We start from the raw sequence: 12,513 nt of genomic DNA, 5'->3' as shown, positions 1-12,513 counted from the left end.
ACACTAAATATTATTATTTTTATTCATAAATAATCTTATTTTTTGAATAATATCATTGCCATCCTCTTCCAAAGCAAAGTGTCCCGTATTATAAATATTATAATCGATTTTTTTAACATCTTTTTTAAAAGCTTCTGCACCACTTTCAGGAAAAAAAGCATCATTTTTACCCCAAACAATTAATAATGGAGGTTGGTTATCTCTTAAATATTTTTGCCATTTAGGATATAGTTTTATGTTATTTTGATAATCATAAAATAAATCTAAGTTAACTATATGCGCATTAGGTCTTGATAATCTCAAATAATCTAAGTGCCACGTGTCTGGATTTATATTTTCTTCATTTCTAACCCCATGTGTGTATTGCCATTTTAATCCTTCTAAAGAAAAAACTGGTAATAAAGCATCCTCTGTTTTCTTATTTCTATCTTTCCAAAGTTCTCTAACACCAGCCCAAGCATCACCTAAACCTTCTTCATAAGCATTACCATTTTGGTTTATAATAGCTGTAACTCTTTCAGGATGTTTTGTTGCAATTCGAAAGCCAATAGGAGCTCCATAATCTTGAATCATCAAGGCATATGATTGTATTTCTTTTTTCTCTAAAAAGGCATCAATTGTTAAAGCCAGATTATCAAAAGTATATTTATATGTTTCAGAACTAGGAAAATCACTATTGCCAAAACCAGGATAATCAGGAGCAATTAAATGGTATTCGTCTGATAATTGATTTAAAACTTTTCTATATTGATGAGAAGAAGACGGAAAACCGTGTAATAATACAATCGTTTTATTTTTAGGATCCCCAGCTTCTCTATAAGCTACATTAATTCCGTTAATATCAATAGTTTTATAGCTAATAGTATTTGTTGTTTGTTGTTTTGTTTGATTTGGAATAACAATATTTTTTTGCTTATTTTTTTCTCCACATGAGCTTAAAAAAGTCATTGTTATTAGTACTATTAATAAATTTTTCATTGTTTTATATTTAAATTAATTTGAGTGTTTATAAAAGTTTATTACCGACCATTCGGTAAATAAATATTGTAAATTTTTTTATGTTTTAAGATAATCAGATTTAATATCATTTAATGTGTTTTCAAATACTTTTAAGTCATCCAGGCCCTTTGTAACAATAAGGCTTCCTTGAATTTTAATCAAGGTATTCATAGCCTTTTTTTGAGCTTCATCTTCATCAAAACCAAATGAAAGCCCCAAGGTTTTAAAAGCTATAATCCATGTGTTCATCCCTTTTTTAATTTGTGCATCAAACAAGGATAAACTTTGTCCTAAAGACAATGCTCTAAAAATACAAGTTTCATTTCCTTTGTCGTACGAAATTCTAATTTCGTCTAAAACTTTAATTAATCTATCTACGGGCGGCTTGGCATCATCCATTAACAATTTTAAAATATGCTCATCAACCCATTCTTCTATATAATCAAGTACAGCAACTGCCATTTCATGTTTTCCTTTAGGGAACCTGTGATAAAGACTTGCCTTTTTTAATCCAGTACTTTTTGCTAATTCAGCAAGACTAGATCCTTCATAACCATGAGAACGAAAAGATTTGACTAAGCTTGTAATAATCTCTTCATCTTGTACTTTTTGTGGTCTCATGATGCAATAATTCAATTACCGAACGATCATTCGGTAATTGAATTAATAAGAAAAACATAAAATTGCTAATAAGTATAATTCAACTTTTTATGAGACGACGTAGGAGGGAAGTGTAATGTTTTATATACAAGCTGTAAATTATTATGGTTCATATTTAAATATTCTCATCGATACATTAATAGTATTTGTATAGTTAATTGCCTCAAACGTCTATTCCTTTTTATTAAGCTAGTATATAGTTTCACCTTTGAAGTAATAATTTAAAACGCTCAAAAAAAATGAAACTATATCTAATCATTGCAAGCTTTATATTTGTGCAATTCTCCTTTGCACAAGATGCTTTAACAAACAAGTCGCCTAAAGTATGGTCTTTAGAAGATTGTATTGAGTACGCTCTAGAAAATAATATTACGGTTAAAGATGCTGCTTTAAATAAAAGTATAGCAGAAGTAGATTATAGCAAGGCCAAATCGTCTAGGTTACCTAATTTGTATGGTAGCGCTTCACAAAATTTTTCTAACGGAAACACGATTGATCCTATTACTAGCGATTATGTAACGGATCAAATTCACAGTACAAATATTGGTCTTAATACTTCTGTAACCTTGTTTCAAGGGAATCAAATTAACAATCAGATTAAGCAAAATAGGTTACTATTAAAGCAAAGTATATTTCAAGAAGAAGTAGAAAAAAACAATATAGTTCTAAATCTTTTAGAAACTTATTTACAAACCTTATACAGTAAAGAAAGTATTGTTATTGCCGAAAGTAATTTAATTGCTTCAGAAAAGGAAGTGTTAAGAGCTAAAGCTCGTTTAGAAGCCGAAACCATTGCTTTAAGCGATTATACCGAGGCACAAAGTCAAGCAGCAACTAATAAATACAATGTCATTGCTGCCAAAAATGATTATCAACAATATATAATTGAATTAAAACAATTATTAGAATTATCACCAATGGAAGATTTAGAAATTGAAACCATTGATGAAAACATGGATGTAATAAACTTAGAACTGAATAGAATGGATATTTATAACAAAGCCTTAAGCTCTTTACCAGAGATTCAATCGAGTATTTTAAATATTTCTGCAAACGAGAAAGAATTAGACATTGCTAAAGGTGGTTTTTTACCAGCTTTAACTTTAACAGGAGGCTTAGGTTCTGGTTATACAAGTATTGATAACAATACGTTTTCAGATCAGTTTGATGTTAATTTCAATCAGAGAATAGGTTTATCCTTAAGCATTCCAATTTTTAACAGAAATCAAACCAAAGCAGCAGTAAAAACTGCTACTATTAATATTGAGAAAGCCCAAATACAAAAACAAAACACAGAAAAAGAGGTCTATAAAAAAGTAGAAACCGCATATCAAAACGCATTGTCGGCCCAAGAACAAGTTATTGCTGCAGAAGCTTCAAAAGAAGCCGCACAACAATCCTATCAATTAGCACAAAAGAAATATGAATTAGGAAGTTTAAGTACTACCGATTTGGTGATTAGCCAAAACACATATACGAACGCACAACAAAATTATTTACAGGCTAAATACTTAAACATTTTATACCATCAATTATTACAATTTTATCAAGGAAACGATATAAAACTTTAATCAAAATTAATATGAAAACTAAAAAAAATATCATCATAAGTAGCATTGTATTTGTAATACTTGCAATTGTAGGTTACTCTTTTCTAAAAGGTATCGATGCTGTTATTATTGAAGCAAAAACAGTATCTGCTAAAAAAGCAAATGTGACTACAATGGTGACAGCTACAGGAACCATAGAACCCATTACACAAGTTGAAGTTGGTACACAAGTATCTGGTGTCGTAGAAAAAATATATGTAGATTATAATAGTGTTGTTAAAGAAGGTCAACTTATTGCAGAATTAGATAAAACTAATCTTAACGCGTCTAAAATACAAGCACAAGCAGCTTACGATAATGCTGTAAATCAAAGAAACTACACACAAACGATTTACGAAAGACAAAAAACCTTGTACGATAATCAAGTTATTAGTAAATCAGATTTCGATGATGCTACTTACAATTATCAAATAGCAAAAGGAACAGTAACACAACGTTATTCAGACTTACAACAAGCTAGAACTAATTTAGGTTATGCTAATATTTATTCGCCTATAAACGGTGTAGTATTGTCAAGAGATATAGATGAAGGGCAAACTGTCGCTGCAAGTTTAAGTACACCAACTTTATTTACAATTGCTCAAGATTTAAAAGAAATGCAAGTTGAAGCAGATGTAGATGAAGCAGATATAGGACAAGTAAAAGAAGGACAACGTGTTGAGTTTACTGTAGATGCTTATATAGGCGAAACTTTTAATGGTATCGTTACTCAAGTAAGATTAGATCCAACTGTCACTTCAAATGTAGTAACGTATACTGTTGTTATTAAGGCAGATAACTCCAATTTGAAATTAAAACCAGGGTTAACAGCAACCATTTCTATTTACACTTTAGAATTGAATGATGTATTAACAGCAGAAGCAAAAGCTATCAATTTTAAACCTGAAGAAGAAACACTATCAACCTATAATTTGCAGCATGAACTATCAGAAAATACGAGCCAAATTAGTAAAGACCAATCAACACTTTGGGTACTAGGAAACAATGGAGCTATTATCCCAAAAACAGTTACGCTAGGAGCTAGCGATGGTGTAAATGTACAAATAATGAGTGGGCTTAATGAAGGAGAAAAATTGGTTTATAGCTTAAAGGGTGTTAGTAAATCTGAAACCAATACAGGAGGCACAAATGAGAGTCCTTTTATGCCGCAACGACCAGGGGCAAACAAAAAAAAGTAAACAGTGATGCGTAAAGAAATTATTAAAATAGAAGACTTAAAACGTGAGTTTACTATGGGGAGTGAAACAGTTCATGCCTTAAGAAGTATTTCGTTTGACATAAAAGAAGGTGAATTTGTAACCATTATGGGGTCTAGTGGATCTGGTAAAAGTACCTTGTTAAATATCTTAGGATGTTTAGATCAACCAACATCAGGAACTTATGAAATTGATGGTGTAAAAGTAAAAGGGCTTAGTAGAAATGAATTAGCAACGATTAGAAACGAAAAGATCGGATTTATTTTTCAATCCTATAATTTATTGCCTAGAACATCTGCTATTGAAAATGTAGAATTACCACTTTTATACAATAGTAAAGTTTCTACTATAGAAAGAAGAGAACGTGCCATTAAAGCCCTTAAGATGGTTGGGTTGGGCGACAGAATGAATCATACACCTTCGCAGCTTTCAGGTGGACAACAACAACGTGTAGCTATAGCAAGGTCATTGGTTAACAATCCTGTTATGATACTTGCCGATGAAGCCACAGGAAACTTAGATACACGAACATCTTACGAAATTATGTCGTTGTTTCAAGAACTAAATAAGCAAGGCATTACCATAACCTTCGTTACACACGAACCAGATATTGCAACATTTAGCAATAGAACCATTGTATTAAAAGATGGACATATTATGCAGGATTACAATAACTATAACATACAATCTGCTGCAGAACAATTAGCTAAATTACCTAAAGAAGACCATTGATTATGAGACTATTAAATTTATTTAAAATCGCTTTTAAGGCTATCGTTCTTAATAAAATGAGAACATTGCTTACCATGTTAGGAATTATTATAGGTGTCGCTTCAGTAATTGCTATGCTAGCAATAGGTGAAGGCTCTAAAGAAAGTATTCGAGCTACCATTTCTAATATGGGTTCTAATATGATAACAGTTAAACCTGGAGCAGATGTACGTGGAGGTGTTCGTCGTAATGCTAGTGAGATGGAAACGCTAACGTTTAAAGATTATGAGGCTATAAAAGCACAAACAACATTAACAAGTTACATTTCACCAATAGTGAATGGTAGCGGACAAGTTATTAACGGGTCTAACAACTGGCCTTCTACAATTTTTGGTGTCAATCCAGACTATTTAAATATTAAAGTAGTCGATTTACAAAGCGGAAGTATGTTTACAAATGCCGAAGTACAATCTGCCGCTAAAGTAGCTTTAATAGGTCAAACTGTTGTCGATAATGTGTTTCCAGATGGGGAAGCACCTGTTGGTAAAATGATTCGCTTTAATAATATTCCGTTTAAAGTGATTGGCGTGTTAGAAGAAAAAGGCGAAAATACCTTTGGTCAAGATCAAGATGATGTGGTAGTTGCACCTTATACCACAGTACAAAAGCGTATTTTAGCGATTGATCATTTAAATGAAGTTATGGCATCTGCTATAAGTGAAGAGGATGCACCAAATGCTGTACTAGAAATTACCGAAATTCTACGTACGCAACATAAATTAGCTGATGCTGAAGATGATGATTTTCATGTACGTTCCATGGAAGAACTCATTTCAACATTTAGTTCTACCAGCGAAATGCTGACAATTCTTTTGGTAGCGGTTGCCAGTATTTCATTATTAATTGGTGGTATTGGTATCATGAATATTATGTATGTTTCTGTAAAAGAGCGAACTAAAGAAATAGGCTTGCGTATGGCAGTAGGAGGTAAGGGAGCCGATATTTTAATGCAGTTTTTAATTGAGGCTATATTAATAAGTATTACGGGTGGAATTTTAGGTGTAATATTAGGGCTAGGGTCGACTGTTTTTATTGAAAAATTCTTAAATTGGCCTACAAGTGTAGCCTTGTATTCTATTATAATATCGTTTGCTGTTTGTGCTGTAACAGGCATCTTTTTTGGATGGTATCCAGCTAGAAAAGCATCGGCTTTAGACCCAATAACCGCTTTGCGCTACGAATAATTAATGATGCATAAAAATAAAAAAATAACTGTCTTTTCACATCTGCTTGTTTGGCTTGTCTTATTTAGTATGCCTTATATATTGTCATACGGACAAGAACAAGATCTTAATAGAGTGATTGCTCATTTTTGGATTCCATTAGTGTTTTATGCTGGAATATTTTATATTAATTATTTTATAATAATAGATCGGTTTTTGTTCATAAAAAAAACCTGGCAATTTATTATAATAAATGGTGTTCTTATTGCTTTTTTCTTACTATTAAAAGAGCAAATAGAAGACATCTTTTTTCAAGAGCTCGCTAGAAAATCATCTAAAAATTCTGAAAAAGTAGGGCCACCTTTAAAGATACTTATTTATATACAAACGCTTTCGTATATGGCGCCTTTGCTTTTTTCAATTGCAATAAAAACCACAAAACGATGGGTAAAAACAGAAGCCGAACGTAAAGAAGCTGCTAATTATAAGCTTCAGTCTGAGTTACAACATTTACATTACCAATTGCAACCGCATTTCTTTTTTAACTCGTTAAACAACATCTATGCATTGGTGGATAGTTCGCCAGAACAGGCAAAAACTTCTATTCATAGTTTGAGTAAGCTTATGCGTTACATGCTTTATGAAACTAATATGGAATTGGTGCCACTGTCTAAAGAAATCGATTTTATGAAAAAATATATCGATTTAATGAAACTGCGTGTATCAGATAAAACCGAGGTAACTTATAGTTTTCCTTCAGAAGATACAGGTATTAAAATAGCACCTTTATTATTTATTTCATTAATTGAAAATGCTTTTAAACATGGTGTCTCGGCAAGTAAAGAAAGCCTAATCAATATTGCTATGACTTGTGAGGAAGAAAGTGTATTGTTTATTATTGAAAATGATAATTTCCCAAAAAAGACAGACGATAAAAGCGGTTCTGGAATTGGGCTTAAAAATCTAGAAAAGCGTCTGCAATTACTATACCCAAATAAACATAGCTTTAAAACGATAGTAAAGGACGAACGCTTCTTAGTGACTTTAGAAATTGAAACATAAAATTATGAGCCACCTTAAAATTACTTGTGTTATTGTAGATGACGAGCCTATGGCACTTAATTTAGTGGAAAGCTATGTGGAAAAAACACCCTTTTTAGTACTTAAAAAAAAGTGCAGTAGCGCTATGGAAGCTATGGAATATGTAAAAACAGATCCTGTAGATTTGCTGTTTTTAGACATACAAATGCCAGATTTAACGGGTCTTGAGTTTTCAAAAATGTTGCCCAAAGACTCACGTGTTATTTTCACCACTGCATTCGATCAATATGCATTAGAAGGTTTTAAAGTAGAAGCTTTAGATTACTTGTTAAAACCTTTTGATTATGCGGAATTTTTAGCAGCTTCCAATAAAGCTTATAATTGGTTTTCATTGATTAAAGAGAAACAAACATCCATAATCTCTGAAGAAAAAGAATTTCTTTTTGTGAAATCGGAATACAAACAATTGCGTATTAAACTGGCTGATGTATTGTATTTTGAAGGCCTTAAAGATTACATTAAAATATGGCTAAAAGATAACCCAAAACCTATTTTAACTTTGATGAGTTTAAAATCGTTACAAGAAGAACTTCCAGAAACCCAATTTTTACGCGTTCACAGGTCTTTTATAGTCTCTTTAAAAAGTATTGAAGTTATAGAACGTAGTCAAATTATTATCAATAACCAACGTATTACAGTTTCAGAACAATACAAACCAGCATTTTTAGCGTTTGTAAATAACAATTCTTTAAACTTGTAAAGTTCCCATTTAAAAGACTTCTATAAAATCATTCTATTCATAGACACAATATAAGCATTTGTCTATTTGCTTTTTTTAGTACACCCTATACAAATACCTTTATACTATTAATACAAATAAAGTAATCCCTAAATTTTATAAATTATGAAAACATTTATTAAAGTATACGCGATGTCATCATTATTATTGATGGCTTTTACAACACAAGTTTCAGCGCAAACAAAACGTAATCAAAAAACAAAAACGGTAGCAACAACTACAACTAAAAAAAGTAAAGTTAATAGAAGAGTATCTAGCACAAAAGTAACTTACAAAACTCCTAAGCGAAAGGTGACTTCTGTAAGAACTGTGCCTAACAGGACGGTTATTAAGTATAGAAATCAAAATTATTACTATGCAAATAATAAATACTATACCTATTCAAGAGGACGCTACATTGTAATTGCTCCTAAAATAGGATTTAGAATTAAAACATTACCACCTAAATCCAAACGTGTACGCTATAACAACCGTGATTATTTTAATGTACAGGGTATATTTTATGTTCAAAGTAATAACGAATACGAAGTTGTAGAGCCAGAAATTGGTACTGTTGTTTACGAACTACCAGAAGATTACGAAAAAGTAACTATAGACGGTCTAAACTATTACGAATATGCTAATATTCTTTATGAAAAAGTGCAAGTAGATGGCACTAGAGCTTATGAAGTCGTTGGTATTATAGAAATAGATTAATTAGCAATAATATTTTTTTAGTTGACTGATTCGTAGTGAGAAAAGGGGATGGCTTTATGGTTATCCTCTTTTTATTTTTTAACCCTAAGCATCAAATGAAAATTAAGACACGAATTACACAAATTTACACGAATAGAATTTCAATGTGGTTGGTATCTCTATCTATGCTTAACATGAACAAGAATCAGACTTTAAGTCTAGTTAATACCCATAAACGTTTAAAAACTGCCATGTCTTTGGCTTGGTAAGCAGGTACATCGTTATATCCTTCCATTTATTTTCAAATAATCCACTTTCTATATTTTAAGAAACTGTTTAAATTTTATCCTTTAGTTTATTTTGTCGTCTTGAGTCCTGTTAGCAAAGGATGAGATAATTGGTTTCAAGAAATTCTTTTTCTCGTATTTTGTTTGATTAAAATGGGGTTACAAGTAATTCTTTTTTTATCATTTCTCAAGTTTATGTGTTTATTATTAGCAACTTAAGTCCTAAATGACAGAAAATTGCATCATAAAAATACAGTACAATCTTATTTTAGCAACAAATAGACACCATAATTGAGAAGTTTAAAAGATTCAAAAAGTTTTTTTTTGTATCATTGAAATACTGTGAATTGTATTATTGTATACTTTTTGGATGATAATTCACCCCTGTTTGCTTTATCATTTTAGTTAATTTGCACTAAGATACTTTACTCTAAAGTATAGGAAATACATCTTGAAAATTGCTTTAGATTTTACAGTTTTTTTTAAACTATTTAAACAAAACTAAACTACTATGATTTTTAAACCAACTCTTTTTTTAACCTTTTTTTTACTTTTTTTTTATTCAAAAATGTTTTCCCAATCTATTCAAGTTACAGCTTCAAGTAGCTATGAGCAATCTGGATGGAGTATTGATAATTTAATAGATGGTGAAAATTCAGAAGTAACAGATGCTAAAGGCTGGACAAGTAATAATAGCACTACAACTAACCACGAAGAATGGGTACAACTTAAGTTTAGCGAGTTAGTCTCTATTTATGGCATCCATTTATATTCAAGAGATGGTGGTCAAGGTTTTCCAGTAGACTTCATTATTGAAGTGTCTCAAGATGCAAATACATGGAAAACAGTAACTAATGAAACAAATTATACGGTAACAGATTCTAAAAATACTTTTTCATTTCCAGAAGAATTGGTACAGTATGTAAAAATAACAGGAACTTCGCTTAGGATAAATCCATTGGATAATAACCAATATAGGATGCAATTTACAGAGGTAGATTTTAATCCAGATTTAGTTCCAGATATAGAGCCTGAAATACCAAATGATTATAGCTATATTTTAGAACGCATAACACCTTCCACGATTTCTAACGTTGGTTCAAATGTAGTTTTAGACTTTGGAAAAGCTGCTTTTGCCAGTATGGAATTTACGTATACAGCAACAACTGCTCATACAGTTTCTATACATTTAGGAGAGAAATTGTCAGGTACTAGTGTAGACAGAAACCCTGGTGCGACTATTCGCTATCAAAAAGTAGACATTCCTGTTGTAGCTGGTACAAATACTTATGAAGTTTCTTTAGCTGAGGACGTTAGAAATACCGCTCAAGGAGCCATACAAATTCCAAGTTATGCTCCTGTATTGATGCCATACCGATATGTAGAAATTGAAAATCATGAAGGCACTCTTTTAAAAGAAGACTTTGTACAATTAGCATATTTTGGACCCTGGGATGAGAATGCAAGTTCTTTTAGTAGTGATGATGCTATCTTAAATCAAGTATGGGATTTATGTAAATATTCGATGAAAGCTACTTCTTTTATGGGTTATTATATAGATGGAGATAGAGAAAGAATCCCATATGAAGCAGATGCGTATCTTAATCAACTATCGCATTATGGAACTGATGCATCTTATAAAATAGCAAGAAATACTATTGAATACTTAATGGATCACTCTACCTGGCCTGTAGAATGGCAACAACATATGGTTTTAATGTTTTACGCTGATTATATTTATACTGGCAATACGGAATTGATTTCAGAATATTACGACCGTATAATTGATAAAAGTTTATACGAATTAAGGCGTGGTGATGGATTGATTAGTCATGAAAATGCAACTGCATCTTTTATTAATAATGAACTCGGATTTACTTATAACCAGTGGGCTACATCTAAGTTCACACCTATTGTTGATTGGCCAACAACAGAAAGAGATGGTTTCGTGTTTCAATCTTATAATGCAGTAGTAAATGCTTTTTATTATAAAAGCCTTCTGCAATTAGCCGAAATGGCTCAAGCTATTGGAGATACTTCGAATTTAAATCTTTTTACAGCTGAAGCAATCAAAGTAAAAACAGCATATAATGCAGTCTTTTTTGATACAGCTACTGGATTATATGTAGATGGAGAAGGAACTTCACATTCTTCTTTACATACTAACATGATGGCTCTAGCTATGGGGCTTGTGCCTGATGAAAATATAGCTACTGTTGCTACATTTATAAAATCTAAAGGAATGGGTTGTAGCGTATATGGTGCACAGTATCTTTTTGAGGCATTATATAATGCAGGTGAAGCAGATTATGCATTAGAGTTAATGACCTCTCAAGACACCCGAAGTTGGTATAATATGATTAGAGTAGGAAGTACGATTACCCTTGAAGCTTGGGATGAATCTTATAAAAGTAATTTAGATTGGAATCATGCATGGGGAGCTGCTCCTGCAAACTTAATTCCGAACTATATGTGGGGTATAAAACCTATTACACCAGGTTTTACAAAAGCTTCGATTCAACCACAACTATCAACTCTTAAAAATACTTCAATCAAGGTGCCAACTCCCAATGGAGGAATAGAAGGTGTTTTTGAGATAACCACTGAAGGAAATGATTTCTACACGATAACGCTTCCAGCAGGAGTCGAAGGTGAGTTTTCAATACCAAATACACAACTTAATCTGATACATAATAGTGTCTCAAAAAATGATGTCGATTTATTAATTTTAGAAAGTGGAGTTCATACCATTGAAATAGTTGGGAAATCATTGGGTACTGAAAAGTTAAAAGATATTAACCTGAGTATATATCCTAATCCATTACTTAATTCGGAGATACTTAATATCCAAATTCCAGATTTAACATTGGCAAAAGCATCTGTTATTAACTTAACGGGGCAAGTTCTGCGTACAGGAGACATTAATAAAGGAAGAGGTTCTTTGTCTTTAAACGGTTTAAGTTCAGGAATGTACATTGTTAAAATTGTTGCTGAAGGAAAAACATATTCGAAAAAAATAATCTTACAATAATTAAGAAACTGTTTAAATTTTATCCTTTGTTCTAAATTAGTAAAAAAGATTAAATACACATTACAAAATTGTAAGTTGAACTAACCCCGCTTCCTGTACTGAACTTGTTTTAGTATTTAGCGGGGTCTAGGTTTAATATCTTTTATTGGTCTCAAATGGAGTTAAAACTATGTACTTTAGTGCATGTCGCTTTCAGCTTCTAAAAACTTTTGACACGAATTCAGTTTTACCATATTTCACGAAGCAGACTTTCAGTCTGCCAAAACGAACCTATGGACTTC

Annotated in this window: 10 protein-coding genes; 8 read left to right on the top strand and 2 right to left on the bottom strand. The window is 31.7% G+C overall.

The annotated features are described in order from the left end of the window. Positions 1–3: 3 nt before the first annotated feature. A complete protein-coding gene (locus Q4Q35_RS16515) occupies positions 4–978 on the bottom strand; it encodes an alpha/beta fold hydrolase (RefSeq protein ID WP_303279125.1) in 975 nt (324 codons plus the stop codon). Positions 979–1,056: 78 nt separating this feature from the next. Beyond that, positions 1,057–1,620: a TetR/AcrR family transcriptional regulator gene (locus Q4Q35_RS16510; protein WP_303279124.1), complete on the bottom strand. Its 564-nt coding sequence runs from the start codon at positions 1,618–1,620 to the stop codon at positions 1,057–1,059. Positions 1,621–1,898: 278 nt separating this feature from the next. Here Q4Q35_RS16510 and Q4Q35_RS16505 point away from each other — a divergent pair, with 278 nt between their 5' ends. The 8 genes from Q4Q35_RS16505 (at position 1,899) to Q4Q35_RS16470 (ending at position 12,232) form a co-directional block, all read left to right on the top strand. Further along, complete coding sequence (locus Q4Q35_RS16505) at positions 1,899–3,230, top strand: TolC family protein (RefSeq protein WP_303279123.1); 1,332 nt, start codon at positions 1,899–1,901, stop codon at positions 3,228–3,230. Positions 3,231–3,241: 11 nt separating this feature from the next. Continuing rightward, positions 3,242–4,447 carry an efflux RND transporter periplasmic adaptor subunit gene (locus Q4Q35_RS16500; RefSeq protein ID WP_303279122.1) on the top strand — a complete coding sequence of 402 codons (1,206 nt, stop codon included), beginning with the start codon at positions 3,242–3,244 and terminating at the stop codon, positions 4,445–4,447. Between the two features lie 6 nt (positions 4,448–4,453). After that, positions 4,454–5,197, top strand: a complete 744-nt coding sequence (locus Q4Q35_RS16495; protein WP_303279121.1) for an ABC transporter ATP-binding protein — start codon at positions 4,454–4,456, stop codon at positions 5,195–5,197. Positions 5,198–5,199: 2 nt separating this feature from the next. Further along, a complete protein-coding gene (locus tag Q4Q35_RS16490; protein ID WP_303279120.1) occupies positions 5,200–6,420 on the top strand; it encodes an ABC transporter permease in 1,221 nt (406 codons plus the stop codon). Positions 6,421–6,489: 69 nt separating this feature from the next. Further along, a complete protein-coding gene (locus Q4Q35_RS16485; RefSeq protein ID WP_303279119.1) occupies positions 6,490–7,461 on the top strand; it encodes a sensor histidine kinase in 972 nt (323 codons plus the stop codon). A gap of 4 nt (positions 7,462–7,465) precedes the next feature. Further along, positions 7,466–8,200, top strand: coding sequence for a LytR/AlgR family response regulator transcription factor (locus tag Q4Q35_RS16480; protein ID WP_303279118.1), 735 nt, complete (start codon positions 7,466–7,468; stop codon positions 8,198–8,200). A 144-nt stretch (positions 8,201–8,344) separates the two neighbouring features. After that, positions 8,345–8,935, top strand: coding sequence for a DUF6515 family protein (locus tag Q4Q35_RS16475; RefSeq protein ID WP_303279117.1), 591 nt, complete (start codon positions 8,345–8,347; stop codon positions 8,933–8,935). An 834-nt stretch (positions 8,936–9,769) separates the two neighbouring features. Next, on the top strand, positions 9,770–12,232 hold the full coding sequence (locus Q4Q35_RS16470) for an alpha-L-rhamnosidase-related protein (RefSeq protein ID WP_303279116.1): 2,463 nt from the start codon (positions 9,770–9,772) through the stop codon (positions 12,230–12,232). Positions 12,233–12,513 lie beyond the last annotated feature (281 nt).

The organism is Flavivirga aquimarina, assembly GCF_030540835.1.
Taxonomy (GTDB): domain Bacteria; phylum Bacteroidota; class Bacteroidia; order Flavobacteriales; family Flavobacteriaceae; genus Flavivirga; species Flavivirga aquimarina.
This window is presented reverse-complemented; position numbering and strand designations above follow the sequence as displayed.

Coding starts and splice junctions, on each gene's coding strand:
- Q4Q35_RS16515 (WP_303279125.1), bottom strand. CDS start 978: ATGAAAAATTTATTAATAGTACTAATAACAATGACTTTTTTAAGCTCA.
- Q4Q35_RS16480 (WP_303279118.1), top strand. CDS start 7,466: ATGAGCCACCTTAAAATTACTTGTGTTATTGTAGATGACGAGCCTATG.
- Q4Q35_RS16490 (WP_303279120.1), top strand. CDS start 5,200: ATGAGACTATTAAATTTATTTAAAATCGCTTTTAAGGCTATCGTTCTT.
- Q4Q35_RS16500 (WP_303279122.1), top strand. CDS start 3,242: ATGAAAACTAAAAAAAATATCATCATAAGTAGCATTGTATTTGTAATA.
- Q4Q35_RS16505 (WP_303279123.1), top strand. CDS start 1,899: ATGAAACTATATCTAATCATTGCAAGCTTTATATTTGTGCAATTCTCC.
- Q4Q35_RS16495 (WP_303279121.1), top strand. CDS start 4,454: ATGCGTAAAGAAATTATTAAAATAGAAGACTTAAAACGTGAGTTTACT.
- Q4Q35_RS16475 (WP_303279117.1), top strand. CDS start 8,345: ATGAAAACATTTATTAAAGTATACGCGATGTCATCATTATTATTGATG.
- Q4Q35_RS16485 (WP_303279119.1), top strand. CDS start 6,490: ATGCCTTATATATTGTCATACGGACAAGAACAAGATCTTAATAGAGTG.
- Q4Q35_RS16470 (WP_303279116.1), top strand. CDS start 9,770: ATGTTTTCCCAATCTATTCAAGTTACAGCTTCAAGTAGCTATGAGCAA.
- Q4Q35_RS16510 (WP_303279124.1), bottom strand. CDS start 1,620: ATGAGACCACAAAAAGTACAAGATGAAGAGATTATTACAAGCTTAGTC.